This is a genomic window from Caldithrix sp., from assembly GCF_056497305.1.
The window spans coordinates 1-17144 of record NZ_JBSMDE010000171.1; the positions used below are offsets into that span (position 1 = coordinate 1).

Here is a 17144-nt window from a genome sequence, read left to right on the forward strand (position 1 = left end):
ACAAAGATTTAGAAAAAAAATAAAATTTGTTGACATGTAAGGCGAAGACTCAGCAAAGCGGCACAATTCGCTCCCCCTTCCCTTTATTAAAAAAGGGAAGGGGGCCGGGGGGTTAGGATCTTTAACACAAAAATTTTCGCATCCCGCTTTGGTGGGAATAGATCTTTTAAGGAAAGTATTCTATTAGGCTGAGGAGCTTATGTGTGCTAAAAATGAATTTAATTTGGGGAAGAGGTAGTATAATTCCCAGGAAGAGAAGTAATCCATTGATCTAATGATGTTTGCTCATTAAAATGTTGACTAAAATTATCAATCAGTTGTTCAAGTAAAAAGAAGTTCTCTTTTAAGAAGCGCTCCGCCGCACAACCGCGTCTATTGCACCTCCGGCAAGGAATGGTTAATGTACAGCCGATTTCCTGTTTGTAATCGGTTTCCAGCTCGGCTAAGGCTTCTTTGAAATCTTTTACAAAATTTTGATTTTTGTAGTAAATCCTGGCCAATTTTAGGGTTTTACGCTGCAACATCTCTGATAGATCTCTTAATCGACCAAGATAGACACTAATGGCGCTTTGCCATATTTTGTGGGCTTTCTTCAAAATGTTGGTTTCAATATCTTCTGGCGTTCCGGGTCTTAACGTTAAATGATTCAGATTCTTCAGTTGCATAATCTCTTCGATGCTGTCCTTTACATATTCCAGTTCATTCAGAGTGCGGCTACTGGTTTCATAATAAACGGCTTCAATCCATTCCTGGAAAACTTGCTTGATGTTTGAACTGGTCTCCTTTAAAGTCATGAGATCGGAATTAACACGCGTTGCTAATTGATCTTCATATTTTTTTATTTGCTTATTGACAAAATCAAAGGTACTGATCACAGCTCTAAAATCATTAATTTTATCATAGCCTAATGATTGGAAGATAATGTCAAAATAAGCCTGGACTGTTTTTTCCATCTCGTGTAAAGCCTCTTTAAGGCGTTCACTTTCGAGCATTCTTAATTCCTGTATTTTATTCAAAACGGTTTCATCGTAGTGTGATTCAAGCACCGAAATGATTTCTCTGAATATCTGACTGGGCGTGGTAATATCGCGGGCGATTTCCAGAATTTCGTTAACGGTAAGAATTTTGCTGGCTAACGATCTGACCTGGGCATCTTTGTCGATGTGGCAATAGGTTAAAACCAGGATATTGGTGAAATTTGCCAGGTCGTCAGCACAATTTTTAATAATGTTAATCCTTTTACGCGTCAATAATTTCCACAGATATTCGTTGTGAGGCAAAAAAATGGTAGGATCTTCCGAGTAACGAATTTTGTCGCTTTCCCGATGCTTTTGAATAATCTCCAACAGAAAGGTTAGAGCCTTAAAGTGTTGTAAGTTGTTAGGGAAATTCTTTTCATTAATGGCTGCCGTCACTACGCGCTTTAAAATATCCTGATTAACGCGCCGCAAAGTGTTGAAGAGCGCTTTTTTAAGTAGCGATTCTTCTTTGTAAAGAAAGGGTAAAATAGCCTCTACATTTTTAGGCGCTTGTGGATTCCGAACCAGACGCTGCAACAGCGAAAGCTTGAGAATCTGATCTTTTTTGCGGGCCAGCGCCTGACGAGCCATGTTTAAGAAATAGGCATCGCGTTGGCCCTGCCCCCGTTGCTTAAGAAGCTGAATGTAGCGTACCAACATGGTTAAAGAAATGGCCGGGTTATTTAACACCTCGGTGAATACTTCGGGGTCGTCTTCGAACATTAAAAGGATAAAAATATTGTGCTTATCTTCATTGCGGGCAAAGGCTTTACGCTCTCTTTTACCAAAACCAAGGATGTCCTGATAGCGACCAACAAGCTGCCAGTAACTGGATTGGTAAACGGCATTGCGCACTTCCGTGTTCGGATCGTGGGCCAGCACATTCAAAATTGCAGGAAAGTGGCAATTGGCAGCGATTAATTTTTTAAGTAAAATGACTTCATCTTCCGGTTTGTCAAATTGCAAATAGATATGGGTTGGAATAGGCGGTTTTCGCCTGAAGTAACGATACATGATGTAATTAAAATAGTGGATCTCGTTTTTGAATTTGAACTTCCCTATTCTCATTCCAATAACTCATCCTTTTAAAGCGATAGAAAGAGCTGTGGTCAGCTTCAGAATATCTCTGTTCGCTTTCCTCAGCCGCTCTGCCAGTTCACAGGCCATATTCCTGAAAAGTATTTGGGCCAGCTGGGCGTCGTTACTCACCAGTCGATCGAAAGCATTTTTACTCAAACTGGCTAATGTGCAATGGCTTCTGGTAATAATACTGGCCGATCGTTTCGATTGATCGCCAAGCATGACCATCTCACCAAAAAAGGGATGGTCCCGTTCTGTAAAGTGCAATAGCGATTTTTCAGGTTTATTAAACATGTGCATCCATTCCGGTAGAATCAACGATTTGTAAATTTCCACCTCTCCTTGCATTAAAATAAACATCTTGTCTCCAACGGTTCCCTCTTTCATTAAATATGTGTTGGGTGGAAATTTTTCCACCTGTACCTGTTCCAAAACCGTTTTTACCTGTTCATCATTTAAATCGAAAAATAAACGCACATGTTTAAAGAATTGGAAATTTTCGAGTAGAAACGGATCAATTCTGGCTTCTTTCATAGCGCTTTTCTCTCTAAAATTAAATAATACTGAGCATTACTAAGGATAGTCTGTTTATCCGGAGCTAACTGGATTTTAACCTGTTTTTCTTTTTCTGTGCCCAGGCCAGCTTCCTTGAACTTTCGCATAATGAATTCGTCGAGATATGAGTAGTCGGAGCCTAACAGGCTGTTTAAATCGAACGGTTCGCTTATTTCTACCAGGCCTAACAAGATGCCCTGGGGCGTATTTTGCCGACAAAACTGTTCCAGCTCCTGGTAGGTTTTACCGACCAGGGATTTGGGGACCGGATATTGTTGCAAACGAACCGCGGAATCGTCACTGAACACCTGTTCCCAAAAACGCGGGATGCCTGGCGCCAGGATGTGATGCGCCAGGATGGGGCCTGTAAAGGCATCGCTGACTACAATTTCATCGGCTCTGGCTTTACTAAGATGGGTGTAATTTTCCGGATCTTGAATGTGGGCTACCACGCGTATTTTGGGATTGATGGTTTTTAAAGTGAGGGTGGCCAGAATGGTTCGTTCATCACCGTTTTTGTGCAAAGGATTGCTCATATCGGGCACAATGATGGCCGCGCTGGCGTGTTGGGCGGCGGCTCTGTGCAAAATATTTTCTCGCGTGTAATCTCCGCGCACAAAATAGAGGTTTAGCGCTTCATAGCGGGCTAATATTTCTTCAACGGACTCTTCGGGCAGTTGATTAATGAGTACTACGTCGGATGGGCTGGTCGCGCGTTTTTCCAGTAAATTCAAGATCGATTCGCAGTTGCGGTTCCAGCCGCACAACAGCAAGTGGTTATTTAATTTTAATTCTTGCAAACCTTTGCCCTCCCTTAGTTTTTGTGTCACAAAAATGGAAGAAATAGTGGCTGTAATCACCGACAAAACCGCCACACCAAATAACATGACCAGTATGGCGACCAGGCGACCGGCTCCCGTTTTGGGTACTTTATCTCCGTAACCGACTGTTGAAATGGTCACAAAGAACCACCAGATACCGTCGCCAATGGAGTTGAAATGGCCATTATCTTTTGCTTCCATGTAAAACATGGCTACCCCGATAATCACGGCGCTGATTCCAATAATGAGTGTGGCTTTAAATAAAGCATTGTTGAAAAGGCCTCGCTTTTTGCGCAAAATTTTTTTCCAGCTCAAAATTGGTCCTCCGTTGATCTACCTGTATTATTCGACCGGTTGATGTGATTTATGAAGTACCGTCTTAAAATGTAAGTAAATAGTTCGGCAAAGGACAAAAAATAAATTGTCGGGCGCTAAAGAATGACCTTGAAGCGGTGCATGAGGCGCATTTTGGCCCTCTGCTTCTCAACGTAGAGTGAACCGATGGCCTCGTCGTTCCAACTCAAAGCGTAGTAGCCATCCTCAACACCAGGAACGGAAGTCATGCCGGTACTAAAAAGCTCGCGCAATTGCGCTTCAGAAACTTTCAGGTGGCGTTTGCTGATCCATTGGCTGAAGAACTGAATGCTGTGATTCGGAAGTTTCCAGCCATAGATGCGTTTTTCACCCAGCAATAGTCCGGCGTTTAAAAAGTGCGCATCAGGAATGTTTTTAATCTGGTTATTCACCATCCACAAGCGGTCCCGTGTTTTGATGTAGCGATAGGCCGGCCAGATATGTTCCGGGATGCCCCATTGCTCACTTATTTGCTGCAGATCCTCGGCTACCCGTTCATGGTCGTGGGCCAGGGTTTTAAACGTTTGATAGGTTTTGGCTGTTTTATGCCGCCGTCCTACTTTACGTAGTTTGATGACAAAGAATCCTTCCATTTCGTGCAGATGAGGAAGAATGCGGATGGCTCTTTCCATATTGGGATCAAAAACTTTGTTCTGGTGTGCGGCTAAACCCGCTAAAAAACGATTATGGATGTCTGCATCGATTTCTACGATTTCCAGCGGGTAATGATCGAGCATAAACTGAATCAACTCTTCATTTTCTTCTACAGAAATGGAACAGGTTGAGTAAACCATTTCTCCACCCACTTTTAAAGCCTTAAAGGCCGAAATCAGGAGTTGGCGTTGTTGTTCTACAATCTTTGCCAGTCTTCTGGGACTCAGCCAGGAATACACTTCAGGATGGGAGTGAATGATCCCCAGAGCCGAACAGGGCGCATCGAGCAGCACTTTGTCAAAGTATTCGGGTAACACGTTACCAATGCGCTCGCCGGGCTGGCGATAGATGGCATAGTTTACGGAGCCCATCATTTGAATGTTGGTGTTCAGGGCCTGAATGCGCTTCATGGAAACGTCATTTAGTACCAAAAAGCCGGTGTTGTCCATCATGGCAGCCATCTGCGTCGATTTGGAACCGGGCGAGGCAGCCAGATCGAGCACTTTTTCTCCAGGGTGCGGGTTGAGAATGAGGGCCGGCAATTGCGATGCAATGCCCTGGTAATAAAATTTCCCAAGGAAAAAATCGAGGGTCTGGCTTAACGGTAGGTGGTCTTCTTCAATAATAAATCCCAGAGGATTAAAAGGAACAGGACGAAAAGGCACCTGAAGCTCCTGCAGCCGTTTTTTTACCTGCTCCACCGTGGTTTTGATGGTATTGACGCGGATAGCCCGCGCTTCGGGCCTGGCCTGCCAGAAAAGGGTGATCTGATCGCCGAGTAAATCTTTAAGATATTTTTTCAGGAATTTGTTTTCTCTTTCCATGAGTGACAAGCAATCTGTTTGTTGTATGGAGCTTAATGGGCATTGAGTAACGGCTGATCAATGGAGCTGCGGATGCGTCGGTAATACCAGCGTAACAGGCGATTGGAGTTGACATGGATTAAAGCAAGCAAAAATTCTTTGCGCACAATGCGTTTGGAGATTTTGATCCGTTCCGAATCCAGTAGGGCCAGTGTATTGCGCTGAATTAATTCCAGGGTTCGCAAGGCCCAGAACAGAGGTAAAATGCAAAAGAGACGGATGCGTGTTTCCTCTTTAGGAATGGTTAGCGTGTAATCAAGGGCCTTGTCCAGGTGGTGTACGGCATCTCGGATCAATTCGTTAAAGAGTTGCACAGCCTGTTCGGCGTTTTCCTTCTGGAAAATACTCTCACGCGTTAAGTGGTATTTTTGCAATAACTCATCCGGAATGTAAGATTGCCCACGTTTTAAGTCGGCCGCGGCATCGCGGATGATATTGACCAATTGCAGGCCTTTACCAAAAGATTCGGCCAACTGTTCCAGACGCTGTTTAATCCTGGGCGTAATTTTTTGCGAATAGAAGGAGAACAATTCGGTGAGCAAATAGCCAACCGTACCAGCCACGTAATAGGTGTACTCGTCCAGTTCTTTCATGGATTTCAAAAAAGTGAAACGCCGTTTTTGTCTGGCCTGAGCATATTTGCGCATGCCCAGGGACATTTCGGCTACCCAGCGGGCAATAAGACCGCGTACCTTCGGAGAAAAGGTGTAAAACACTTGCAGGACAACCGGTAAATTGTGCGCTAATTTTTCGTCATACGAACGGACCGGTAAAAAATGTAATTGCTTTAAAAGCTGTTGATAGGCAAAGGTGTTTTCTTCTTTGAAAATGTTGGCGTAGTGTGTCAGCATTTCTTTTTTCTGCTCAAGGCTCAAATCGGGACTGTCTTCGATGGTGTCGGCAATGCGGCACAACAGATAGGCCACGGTTACCGGAAGACGCAAACGCCCGGGCAAACGGCGAATGGTCGGGGCAAACGTCCTGGAAACCCTGGGTAAAATGGTTTCACAATACTGTATCTTGTTTTTCATGTTTATCGACTCCATTTTTACATTGCAACGAATTTAGTGAATTATTGGCAAAAGAGAAAATTTCTTTTGCTGGTAGAATGAAAATGAATTAACAAAATGATAAAACCACAAAAATGTGACCGTTTTAAGCCAAATTCATTATGACAGCCATGCGCTGCAATCCCATCCTAACATGCGTTCAATAATTTTAATTTCATACTCGTAAATATGTTTTAGATATTCCTTCTCCTTTGTAGACATCCTGGAAGCGTAAGGAATGGAATGTATCTCTCGGTGCTGAACCCGTTCAAAATGTGTTATCCCCAAAAAAGTGCACACTTCTTTAAGGCATTCATTGGGCTGATTTTTAAGAAATTCGGTTTTTAAAACCAAAACATTTTCTTTAGGGAAATAGCGCCATAGTCTTCTTAGTTGTTCTGAATAGAATCCGCGATCAATGTATGAGTAAACTCTGTGTTGATGGGGTAAGGCTTCCCTGCATCTTAAATCTTCGTTTTGAATGGCATCCCAAAACCCGAGCTTCTCGGCATTTCTTGAGCGTTCCATATTCCAGTGTGAATAGGCTCTTTCAATAGGATTTCTTAAAAGAATGATGATCTTCATATTCGGATTGTATTCCCATATACGTTTGGGAGCATCCTGCCAGTACATGTAGATGGGCGTCGCTTCACCTAGCCACCTATGCCATGGCTTTGGGTTGAATGAAGCATGGTAAAGTGAATAATCAGGAGGGGTACCGTTTTTAAAAAGCTCTTCATTATCGAAAAAATGGAGTTCCTTATTATTAGCCATACAAATTTCAGGGTGTTCTCTTAAGTAGGCGTCCAATGCTGAGGTACCACCTTTTTGTGTACCACAAATTAAAAAATTGACCAGGCGCCCTGTAGCGTATCGGTTTTGATGGATTGCTTTGCTTAATGTTGTGTAGTCGATGCCTTTCACAAGTTTTCCTTTTTAGTGTGTTAAACCTTTAATGCGCTACATAAATATTCAAAATAGTTTGGATATTCAAAAATTTCAAGAAAAATTCCAGAGCTCATTTGGACTGTTCAGGCATTTCAAAGGATCGGAATGGTTTCACAAAAAGTTGGTAAAGGCCTGTCAAATGGAGATATTTCGCGCCGTTCTCTCAGTGACAAAGAATGCCCGCTTTTGTTGCATTTAATATGTGATTCTTTTTACCTTACAGGCAACGTTTTGAAAAGTGGCAAAAGTATTGGGGATTAAAAATGGAACGAAATCTCTATTTTTATCGTGCTATTGTGCAAAAGGTGTACGATGGCGATACCTGCACGGTCGATATTGACCTTGGGTTGAAAACCTGGATTCGCGGCGAACGCATTCGGTTAGCGCGTATTGATGCGCCTGAACTGCGCGGCGATGAGCGGGAGGAGGGCTTACGCTCCCGGGATTTTTTACGGGCTTTAATCGACGGCCGTGAAGTGATTATTCAAACCATTAAAGACCGTACAGGGCGTTACGGCCGGTACATTGCTGAAATTTGGCTGATAGAAGACACCGGCGAATGGCTTAATGTCAACGATGCCCTGGTCGAAAAGGGATTTGCCAGATATGTTCACTATTAAAAAGCGTCTTGATCAAGTTGTGGAGGACACCATGCGTGTAGTAGGACTTCTGCTATTGAGTTTTTTGATCTTTGTCTCTTGCCAGAAACAGAACAAGGAGGAAGCGTTGCAACAATTTATTGAACAGCATGTCGCTAAAATCAAACCGCTGGAAAAAGCTTCCAAAGAGGCCTACTGGGAGGCAGCCACTACCGGCAAACAGGAAGCCTACAAAAGGTCGGCCGAACTGGAGCTGAAAATCCGCAAAATTTACAGCAATCCGGAGGACTTTGCCTTCCTCAAAGCCCTAAAGACTTCCGGAAAAGTACAGGACCCGTTGCTGAAACGTCAGTTGCAAATTCTCTACAACCGCTATCTGGAAAATCAGATCGACTCCACTTTGATGCGTCAGATGGTGGAGCTCAGTTCAAAAATCGAAGAGGAATTCAGTACCTTTCGCCCGGAATTAAACGGAAAAAAGGTAACCAACAACGAGATCCTGGAAATTCTTAAAAACGAAACCAACAATGCCAAACGGCAGGCAGCCTGGGAGGCCAGCAAGCAGGTTGGGGCCGTGGTGGCCGATGACATCATTAAACTGGTTAAGCTGCGCAATCAGGCGGCGCAGAGTCTGGGCTTCGAAAATTACCACACCATGAGTCTTGAATTGAGCGAACAACGGGTTAAACAGATCGACCGCATCATGTGGGATGTGGCCGAGTTTACCGTGGAGCCGTTCTACAACGCCAAGAAAGAGCTGGACCGCATTCTGGCTAACAAATACCACATCACCGAACAGGAGATTCGCCCCTGGCACTACCACGATCCGTTTTTTCAGGAAACACCACAGGTTTTTCAGGTGAATTTAGACCATTACTACGAGCATCATGACATAAAAGCGATCGCTGAGAAATTTTACGCGGGTATTGGTTTGCCAGTGGAATCCATCCTGAAGAAGAGCGATTTGTACGAGCGCGACGGGAAAAATCCGCACGCTTTTTGCGAAGATTTTGACAAAGAAGGCGATGTGCGGATTTTGTGTAATTTAAAAAATAACGAAAGCTGGATGGAAACCATTCTGCACGAGCTGGGTCATGCGGTTTACGATAAATACAACGATCCTTCGGTGCCCTATCTATTGCGCGAACCGGCCCATATCTTTACCACTGAAGGCATTGCCATGCTTTTCGGACGCCTCAGCCGCACCCCCTATTGGATGCAGAAAGTATTGAATTTAACCGATGAGGAACGTCAGCAAATAGAACCCGATCTGAATCGTTACATGCGTTTGAAACAACTCATCTTTGCCCGCTGGGCGCTGGTCATGTACTATTTTGAAAAGGCCCTGTACAAAAATCCCGACCGCAATCTCAATAAACTTTGGTGGCGGATGGTTCAGCAGTATCAACTCGTAACGCCTCCGGAAAACAGAGACAAACCGGACTGGGCCTCGAAAATTCACTTTACCATTGCACCCTGTTACTACCATAATTACATGTTGGGCGAACTGTTTGCCTCGCAGGTGCACATGTACATCAGCCGGACTATTTACAAAACGCAAAACTGGCAGAAGGTTACCTATGTCAATAATCCGGCTGTGGGGCAATATCTTAAAGAGAAGATTTTTAAACCGGGTAAAATCTATCCCTGGAACCAGATGATCGAACAGGCTACCGGCAGCAAGCTTAAGGTCGATTTTTTTGCTAAACAGTTTCTGGAATGATGCTCTTTTTAACAGGTAATAAGGTTAAGCAAAGAGAAGGAGGGTGAAAGGATGAGATTGATCGTACTGTTTGTTCTGGTAACGCTGGTTCTGTTTACGGCCTGTCGAAAAGGGCCGGAGGCCGATTTGATTTTGATCAACGGAAAAGTTGTCACCCTAAATGCTCAAAACACCATTGCTCAGGCGCTGGCTATCAAAGGAGATCGGATTTTGGCTGTGGGCAATACAGAGCAAATTAAAAAAATGAAAGGCCAGCACACACAGGTGATCGATCTTAAAGGAGCGCTGGTAACCCCCGGGCTGATTGAAGGCCATGCCCACTTTTTAAGCCTGGGCGAATCTTTGTTGCGTCTCGATCTAACCCACGCACAAAGCTGGCAAGACATTGTGGATAGCGTGGCACATCGCGTACAACAGGCCAGCCCGGGCGAATGGATTATCGGACGCGGCTGGCACCAGGAAAAGTGGAAAACCCTCCCCAAAAAGCTCATAGAGGGCTACCCTGTACATCGGGCGTTGAGCAAAATTTCACCTCAAAATCCTGTGGCTTTAACCCACGCCAGCGGCCATGCGCTTTTTGTCAACCAAAAAGCCATGGAATTGGCGGACATCACGCGCCAAACACCCAATCCCATGGGCGGCAAAATTATTCGCGATGAACAGGGCAACCCTACCGGCGTATTGCTGGAGAATGCCATGGACCTGGTGTGGAAGGTGTACCATCAACAGGTTGCGGCCAATCCTGAAAAAGAAAAATTGCGTTACGCAGCCAAAGCCATGGAAGCCTGCGTTAAAAACGGCATTACCAGTTTCCATGACGCCGGGGCTTCTTTTGCCGAAGTAGAACTGTTCAAACGGCTGGCCGAGGAGGAAAAACTCAAGGTCCGCCTCTACGTGATGCTTTACGAACCGGATTACAGATTACGCAAAATGATCGATCAATATCGCCTAATTGGCTATGCTAACCATTTTTTAACGGTGCGGGCCATTAAACGTTACATGGATGGCGCTCTGGGCTCTCGCGGGGCCTGGCTCTTTAAACCGTACAATGATGAACCCAATAGCGTTGGTTTTAATGTGATCCCGGTAGATAGCCTGCGGTCCACAGCCGAGATTGCCATTCAACATGACTTCCAGCTTTGCACCCATGCCATTGGAGATCGAGCGAACCATGAAGTATTGAATGTTTACGAAGAGACATTTAAAAAATATCCGGAAAAGAAAGATTTGCGCTGGCGCATTGAACACGCTCAGCTCATCCATCCGGCGGATGTAAAACGCTTTGCAAAATTGGGCGTCATCGCTTCCATGCAGGGCGTTCATTGTACCTCCGACGGGCCCTGGGTACCCCAGAGGATTGGCGATGAGCGGGCCAGAGAGGAGGGCTACCTCTGGCAAACCCTGTGGCTGAGCGGCGCCATTGTGACCAATGGTACGGATGCACCGGTAGAATCGATTGATCCCATGGCCGGATTTTACGCTCTGATTACCAGGCGCCTGCCCAATGGCCAGTATTTTTATCCTGAACAGGCTCTGTCGCCGGTTCAGGCCTTAAAAGCCTACACTTACAATAATGCCTACGCCGCTTTTGAAGAACACATAAAAGGGAGCTTAGAAGCAGGCAAACTGGCCGACATTACGGTGTTTTCACGTGATATTTTAAGCGAGCCACCTTACAAAATTCCTTCGACAAAAATTTTGTACACCATTATCGGCGGAAAAATTGTTTACCAGGCTAAAGGCACGACAGGCAAGTAAGACCTGTGCCATGGGGACGGATGATTGACTTTGATGAGGGAAGGGATGCCCTTTACATGAGAGCCGGAAAAGGCAGTTGACGATTTAAAAGGCCATAGCCCAGGGGCAGCGCTGTTTTATCATGGGCCTAAAATCACGGTCTCTGTAAAATGAAATTTTTAGGATCATTTGATAGAACGATGCGAAACCTTTTGTTTTGATTGAAGATTAAAGATTTTTCAAGTCGGGAATTTGGAGTTTGAAAAAACAGGCAGGCACAAGTTGCAAATCAATTTAGGGGGCGATGATGAAACAAAAAAGAGGGCTGATCTGGGTGCTGATCGTTCTTTTAGCACTGGCATGGCAGTGTAAAAAAGAGTCAGCGCCAGTGCAGCGTAAAACGGGTGTGCGCGGGCTGGTGGACACGGTTGGTTTTGCCCATAAAGCATGGCAAATGGATTCCTTAATGCATCGTATTTTGCGTTTTCAGAAAAAACCGTTATTAAAAGCCATTCAGAAAGGCGAGATCAAGCCACAAACCGCTCTTAAAGTGGCCGTCAGTCCGCATGACGATTACGGCTACGTGGGCTACCTGTACCCGGCCGTAATGGAAGGCATCAAAGCGAAAACGGTGATCATTTTTGGCGTGGCGCACAAAGCGCGCCTGCTAAATCTGGAAAATCAAATTATTTTTGACAACTATCCTGCCTGGCATGGCATTTACGGCCCCATTAAAATTTCCGAAATTCGCGAAGAGCTGATCCATGCGCTTCCGAGAAGTGTGTACCAGATCAATGATTCCATGCAAACCATTGAGCATTCGGTAGAAGCCTTGTTGCCCTTTTTGCAATACTACCGTAAAGATCGCGAGTTTGTTTCCATCCTGGTGCCCTACATGCCTTTTAAACGCATGCAAGAAATTGCCAAACCGCTGGCCAAAGCCATTGCCCGAGTGATGAAAAAACGCAACTGGCAATGGGGAAAAGACCTGGCGCTGGTCATCAGCACGGATGCCGTGCACTATGGCGACGAAGACTGGGGCGGTAAGAATTTTGCCTATTACGGGACGGACTCTGTTGGTTACCGCAAGGCTGTGGAGCACGAGATGGAAATTATCAATACCTGTCTGGTCGGGCCGTTGCAGGAAGAAAAGTTGAAGCGTTTCACGGAATTTACGGTGCAAGCCGATGATTTTCACAAGTACAAATGGACCTGGTGCGGGCGTTACTCCGTGCCCATGGGCCTGGAAACCGCCTACTATTTGGCCCGGGAGCTAAATCAAACTTTAAAGGGCCGGTTGATTGGTTATGCTAACAGTATTGACCATGATCCGTTAAAAGTAGAAGACATTGGCATGGGCTTCACGGCTCCGGCCAACAGGCACCATTGGGTAGGGTATGTGGCCATGGGCTGGGAGTGAGGGCAGGTGGAAAAAGCTTTACATCGTGCCAGACAGGTCGTGAGGGAAGCACAGGCTGTAGTTGTTGCTGCTGGGGCCGGAATGGGCGTGGATTCCGGTTTGCCTGACTTTCGTGGTAACGAGGGCTTCTGGAACAACTATCCTATTGCCCGGCGGCTGGGTTTATCGTTTGTCGATCTGGCCAATCCGCGCTGGTTTACGGAAAATCCGCAATTGGCCTGGGCTTTTTACGGGCATCGTTTAAATCTTTACCGCCAGACTCAACCGCACGAAGGATTTGGTTTGCTGCTTGAGTATGGGAAGCGATTGCCCGGCGGCTACTTTGTTTTTACCTCCAATGTGGACGGGCAATTTCAGAAGTCGGGCTTTGCCGAAGAGCGCATGGTGGAGGTGCATGGCTCCATCCACCATTTGCAATGCGTGGAGCCCTGTACGGGAAATATCTGGTCGGCGGACGGCGTGCAGGTGGAAATAGACATGGAATCATTTCGGGCAAAAGAGCCTTTGCCCCGCTGCCTGCACTGCAACCGATTGGCGCGGCCCAATATTTTGATGTTTAACGACTGGCAGTGGATTTCGCAGCGTACGGATGCGCAGGAGCGCCGTTTTAAGGACTGGCTGCAACAGATCGATCGACAGCATTTCAAATTGGTGATTATTGAGCTTGGCGCCGGCACGGCGGTGCCCACGATGCGCATTACCTGCGAGCGTCTGGCGGAATGGCATGATGGCACGCTGATTCGCATCAATCCGCGGGAAAGCTGGGTGCCGGAGGGTCAGGTTTCCATTAAGAGCGCTGCCAGAGAGGCCCTTTTGGAAATTTTTGCAGGCATTGTTTGACTTGCTTGGCTACTTCTGTTAAATTGCCGGCTTTGAAAACGGAATTAAAAGGGTAAAAAGATGTTGTTAGATTTTAAGAAGATTCTGATTTTAGGGCCACACACCGATGATGGCGAGTTTGGCTGCGGAGGCACGATTGCCCGTTTTGTAGAAGAAGGTAGAGAGGTTTACTATGCTACCTTTTCGCTGGCCGAAGAATCAGTGCCTCCGGGGCTGCCTAAAGATATTCTGCTTACCGAAGTACAGGCTTCAAGCAAGGTGCTGGGCATTAAAGAGGATCATTTATTGATCTACCGCTATCCGGTACGCAAATTTGCCCACCACCGACAGGAAATTCTGGAAGATCTGGTTAAATTAAAAAAAGACCTTGACCCCGACCTGGTACTCATGCCCTCACCCCACGATTTACATCAGGATCACTACACGATTTCCATGGAGGGCCTGCGCGCATTTAAATTTACTTCCATTTTAGGCTACGAAATGCCCTGGAACAACATCAATTTTGAGACGCGCTGTTTCATTCATTTAGAAGAGCGACATATTGAGAAAAAATTGGAGTCGGTTAAATGCTACCGTTCGCAAACCGGGCGTAAATATGCCAATGAAGAATTTATTCGTGGTCTGGCTAAAACGCGCGGTGTGCAGTGTGGTGTTAATTTTGCTGAAACATTCGAAGTCATTCGCTGGATTATTAAATGAAAAAGGGGGACAGGGATTCTGAGATGGAAAAAAAACTAACCGATTTTTACCGCAAACGGCAGGGTAAATACGTTAAACGCCCAGAGGACGAACGTTTTCTGGAAGAGTTTAATCAAACTTTGAAAGTTAAAGAATGGAACTGGTACAGGGATTACGATATTGAGCACGCTTTTATTTTTGTCCATGGATTACCGCGCTCCGGAACAACCCTGATTACTCAGGTTATTGCCCATTGTATGGACGTGGGCTTTATTAATAATCTGATGGCCCGCTTTTATCTGGCGCCGGTACATGGCATTCGCTTTTCCCGCGCCGTTTTGGGAGACCAGCGTTCTACCAACTTCCGGTCGGATTATGCACGCACCACGGAATTAGGCGACATTCACGAATTTGGCTACTTCTGGCGTTATTGGCTAAAAAAAGAAGAGGTCGAAGGCGTCACCCGTGCGGCGGATATTGAAAAGGAGATCGATTGGTCCGGGCTCAGGAAAACTTTGGCCAACATGCAACATGAGTTCGGGAAACCCATGGTTTTCAAGAATATTTTTGGATCGTACCATCAACCAAAATTGAATGAAGTACTGGGGAAAGTGTTATTTGTTTACATCAAACGCGATGTGCTGGACTCCGCGATTTCAATTCTTGAAGCCCGAAAAAAATATTACACCGATCTGAATACCTGGTGGAGTTACATGCCTGTGGAATACGACAAGATCAAAGACCTGGATTACTGGCATCAGATTGCCGGTCAGGTGTTCTATTTACGCCGATATTACGAGCGTTTAAGCCAGCAGTTGCCCAATGTGTTACCTGTTGAATACGAACAATTAACCCGTCAACCGGCGCAGGTATTACAGGCCATTAATGATAAATTGAAGGTACTGTATGGCTCCACTGTGCCCATCGTTTCTCCGCCACCGGAATCTTTTCCCTTTAGAACCTATGCCGATCGAACTGAGGAGCGTGAAACATTCAAACAATTAATCGCTAAATTTGAAGCAAAGGAACAGTCATGAGTCGTCTGGTTATGGCCATGCATCAGGCCAATTACATTCCCTGGTTGGGTTATTTTTACAAAATTGCCAGAGCCGATGTGTTCGTTTATCTGGATGTGGTGCAATACCCACGGGGACAGAGCTTTGCAGCCCGAAATCGTATCAAAACCCCTAATGGGGTAACCTATTTAACGATTCCGGTTTCATTACCTAAAGGGCAGCAGGGCAAGGCTTTGTACAGCGAAGTACGCTTTGCCAACGAGCAGTGGAAAAGTAAGCATCTGAAGACTTTACAACTGAGCTACAAAAAGGCGCCGTTTTTTACAGAAGTAATAACTATTTTTGAAAAGGCGCTGGAGCAGTGCGACAATCTGCTGGATTTGAATGTGCGCTTAATTGAAGATTTTTGTCAGTATTTGCAAATTAACACGCGGCGCGTATTTTTATCGGACCTTCTGGACGATTTTGGGCAAAAAACAGATCTGATTGTAGATATTTGTCGAGTGCTGGATGCGAATGTGTACCTTTCGGGTACAGGGGGCGGTAAGGAATACAACGATGAAGAAAAGCTCAATGCCAATGGCATTACCTTAATTTACAGCGATTTTAAACATCCGGTTTACCGCCAATTATGGGGCGAATTTGCGCCTAAACTTTCCATAGTCGACCTGTTGTTCAATCACGGTGCCCAGGAGGGGCGGAAAATCTTGTTGGGACAACAGAAGTAATCTGTGTTATGGTATTGATGTCTTGAAAGTGCGTAAAATTGGTTTGTCTCCCGGAAGTCGGCCAGGGCTAAAGCCCTGACTAAAATAGTTTTGCCAGGTTATTCAACTGAAAAATAATTCTGCAAATCGACGGTAATTAACGACATTTACGTTATGAACTTCTTGTTCAAGGTTTCCATCATAAACTAAATATTGCTTTTTTACTCTATCCTTAAAAATTTTTTTGAAATAATTTAGACTTTTTAGAAAAGTACTGGAAAAAGTTTGTGCCGATTTAACCTCGGCAATGGTAAAATTTGTGCCCTGTTTGAACACGATGTCAATCTCGTTTTGATGAAGATCGCGGTAAAAAAATAACCGTACATCCAGCGCCTGATTGAAACGTGTTTTGATGAGCTCCATAATAACCATATTCTCAAACAAAGCGCCACGTAAAGGATCGCGTTCCAGCTGTTGCGGACGTTCTATTCCTAACAGATAGGTGGCCAATCCCACATCGTAAAAATATAATTTAGGTGATTTGATCAGTCGTTTTTTTATGTTCTCAAAATAAGGAGGCACTAATGTAACTACGTAAGAAGCTTGCAAGATCGACATCCACGATTTAATGGTATTAACACTAACTCCCACTTCATTTGACAATTGGCTGGCATTAAAAATCTGTCCAATTCGTCCCGCGCACAGACGAACAAATTTCTGAAATAACAATAAATCTTTAATCTGAAGTAGTTGTCGTAAATCCCGTTCAAGATAGGTTTCGTAATAACTGCGATAAGCAATGGTGGGATTTAATTGATCTTTGTAGATTCCTGGATAAAAACCATGGAAAATCAGATCGTTTGTTGAAAATTGAGAAATTTTGCTTCTCAATTCAGATATGGTTAGAGGTAGCAATTTTAGTAAGACTGTACGTCCAGCCAATGATTGCGAAATATTATTGAGTTCAGTATAAAAACCACGAATTTCACGGATTAACACGAAGATATTTGATGTAATTTAAATAAAAACAATAGGCAAATTTAAATAAAATTCGATAATAATACCTTTTTAGAGTGGACTC

15 protein-coding genes are annotated in these 17144 nt (G+C 44.8%); 8 read left to right on the top strand and 7 right to left on the bottom strand.

Annotated elements, in window-relative coordinates; all coding sequences use genetic code 11:
- Positions 1 to 218: 218 nt before the first annotated feature.
- The 6 genes from ACWB0I_RS14220 to ACWB0I_RS14245 form a co-directional block, all read right to left on the bottom strand.
- Positions 219 to 2087, bottom strand: coding sequence for a hypothetical protein (locus ACWB0I_RS14220; RefSeq protein WP_479388733.1), 1869 nt, complete (start codon positions 2085 to 2087; stop codon positions 219 to 221).
- A 9-nt stretch (positions 2088 to 2096) separates the two neighbouring features.
- On the bottom strand, positions 2097 to 2633 hold the full coding sequence (locus tag ACWB0I_RS14225) for a cyclic nucleotide-binding domain-containing protein (protein WP_479388734.1): 537 nt from the start codon (positions 2631 to 2633) through the stop codon (positions 2097 to 2099).
- Complete coding sequence (locus ACWB0I_RS14230) at positions 2630 to 3790, bottom strand: potassium channel family protein (RefSeq protein WP_479388735.1); 1161 nt, start codon at positions 3788 to 3790, stop codon at positions 2630 to 2632. Before ACWB0I_RS14230 ends, ACWB0I_RS14225 begins: the two co-directional genes overlap by 4 nt.
- A 116-nt stretch (positions 3791 to 3906) precedes the next feature.
- Positions 3907 to 5307, bottom strand: a complete 1401-nt coding sequence (locus tag ACWB0I_RS14235; RefSeq protein ID WP_479388736.1) for an RsmB/NOP family class I SAM-dependent RNA methyltransferase — start codon at positions 5305 to 5307, stop codon at positions 3907 to 3909.
- Positions 5308 to 5339: 32 nt separating this feature from the next.
- Positions 5340 to 6377 carry a phytoene/squalene synthase family protein gene (locus ACWB0I_RS14240; RefSeq protein ID WP_479388737.1) on the bottom strand — a complete coding sequence of 346 codons (1038 nt, stop codon included), beginning with the start codon at positions 6375 to 6377 and terminating at the stop codon, positions 5340 to 5342.
- Positions 6378 to 6515: 138 nt separating this feature from the next.
- The gene (locus ACWB0I_RS14245; protein ID WP_479388738.1) at positions 6516 to 7319 is read right to left on the bottom strand and encodes a sulfotransferase domain-containing protein; all 804 of its coding nucleotides are present in this window, start codon (positions 7317 to 7319) and stop codon (positions 6516 to 6518) included.
- Positions 7320 to 7606: 287 nt separating this feature from the next.
- Here ACWB0I_RS14245 and ACWB0I_RS14250 point away from each other — a divergent pair, with 287 nt between their 5' ends.
- The 8 genes from ACWB0I_RS14250 (at position 7607) to ACWB0I_RS14285 (ending at position 16084) form a co-directional block, all read left to right on the top strand.
- Entirely contained in the window at positions 7607 to 7963 is a 357-nt protein-coding gene (locus tag ACWB0I_RS14250) for a thermonuclease family protein (protein WP_479388739.1), read from the top strand.
- Positions 7964 to 7994: 31 nt separating this feature from the next.
- The gene (locus tag ACWB0I_RS14255; RefSeq protein WP_479388740.1) at positions 7995 to 9665 is read left to right on the top strand and encodes a M2 family metallopeptidase; all 1671 of its coding nucleotides are present in this window, start codon (positions 7995 to 7997) and stop codon (positions 9663 to 9665) included.
- A 51-nt stretch (positions 9666 to 9716) separates the two neighbouring features.
- A complete protein-coding gene (locus ACWB0I_RS14260; protein ID WP_479388741.1) occupies positions 9717 to 11423 on the top strand; it encodes an amidohydrolase in 1707 nt (568 codons plus the stop codon).
- Positions 11424 to 11706: 283 nt separating this feature from the next.
- The gene (gene amrB / locus ACWB0I_RS14265) at positions 11707 to 12822 is read left to right on the top strand and encodes an AmmeMemoRadiSam system protein B (protein ID WP_479388742.1); all 1116 of its coding nucleotides are present in this window, start codon (positions 11707 to 11709) and stop codon (positions 12820 to 12822) included.
- Positions 12823 to 12828: 6 nt separating this feature from the next.
- Positions 12829 to 13662 (top strand): SIR2 family NAD-dependent protein deacylase, encoded by an 834-nt coding sequence (locus tag ACWB0I_RS14270; protein ID WP_479388743.1) that lies wholly within the window; start codon positions 12829 to 12831, stop codon positions 13660 to 13662.
- Between the two features lie 60 nt (positions 13663 to 13722).
- Positions 13723 to 14361: a PIG-L deacetylase family protein gene (locus ACWB0I_RS14275; RefSeq protein WP_479388744.1), complete on the top strand. Its 639-nt coding sequence runs from the start codon at positions 13723 to 13725 to the stop codon at positions 14359 to 14361.
- A 23-nt stretch (positions 14362 to 14384) separates the two neighbouring features.
- Positions 14385 to 15377: a sulfotransferase gene (locus ACWB0I_RS14280; protein ID WP_479388745.1), complete on the top strand. Its 993-nt coding sequence runs from the start codon at positions 14385 to 14387 to the stop codon at positions 15375 to 15377.
- Positions 15374 to 16084 carry a WbqC family protein gene (locus tag ACWB0I_RS14285; RefSeq protein ID WP_479388746.1) on the top strand — a complete coding sequence of 237 codons (711 nt, stop codon included), beginning with the start codon at positions 15374 to 15376 and terminating at the stop codon, positions 16082 to 16084. Before ACWB0I_RS14280 ends, ACWB0I_RS14285 begins: the two co-directional genes overlap by 4 nt.
- Before the next feature lie 102 nt (positions 16085 to 16186).
- On the opposite strand, the gene ACWB0I_RS14290 is transcribed toward ACWB0I_RS14285, so the two are convergent.
- On the bottom strand, positions 16187 to 17062 hold the full coding sequence (locus ACWB0I_RS14290) for an ATP-binding protein (protein ID WP_479388747.1): 876 nt from the start codon (positions 17060 to 17062) through the stop codon (positions 16187 to 16189).
- Positions 17063 to 17144 lie beyond the last annotated feature (82 nt).

Coding starts and splice junctions, on each gene's coding strand:
- ACWB0I_RS14220 (WP_479388733.1), bottom strand. CDS start 2,087: ATGAGAATAGGGAAGTTCAAATTCAAAAACGAGATCCACTATTTTAAT.
- ACWB0I_RS14225 (WP_479388734.1), bottom strand. CDS start 2,633: ATGAAAGAAGCCAGAATTGATCCGTTTCTACTCGAAAATTTCCAATTC.
- ACWB0I_RS14235 (WP_479388736.1), bottom strand. CDS start 5,307: ATGGAAAGAGAAAACAAATTCCTGAAAAAATATCTTAAAGATTTACTC.
- ACWB0I_RS14240 (WP_479388737.1), bottom strand. CDS start 6,377: ATGAAAAACAAGATACAGTATTGTGAAACCATTTTACCCAGGGTTTCC.
- ACWB0I_RS14250 (WP_479388739.1), top strand. CDS start 7,607: ATGGAACGAAATCTCTATTTTTATCGTGCTATTGTGCAAAAGGTGTAC.
- ACWB0I_RS14255 (WP_479388740.1), top strand. CDS start 7,995: ATGCGTGTAGTAGGACTTCTGCTATTGAGTTTTTTGATCTTTGTCTCT.
- ACWB0I_RS14260 (WP_479388741.1), top strand. CDS start 9,717: ATGAGATTGATCGTACTGTTTGTTCTGGTAACGCTGGTTCTGTTTACG.
- amrB (WP_479388742.1), top strand. CDS start 11,707: ATGATGAAACAAAAAAGAGGGCTGATCTGGGTGCTGATCGTTCTTTTA.
- ACWB0I_RS14275 (WP_479388744.1), top strand. CDS start 13,723: ATGTTGTTAGATTTTAAGAAGATTCTGATTTTAGGGCCACACACCGAT.
- ACWB0I_RS14280 (WP_479388745.1), top strand. CDS start 14,385: ATGGAAAAAAAACTAACCGATTTTTACCGCAAACGGCAGGGTAAATAC.
- ACWB0I_RS14285 (WP_479388746.1), top strand. CDS start 15,374: ATGAGTCGTCTGGTTATGGCCATGCATCAGGCCAATTACATTCCCTGG.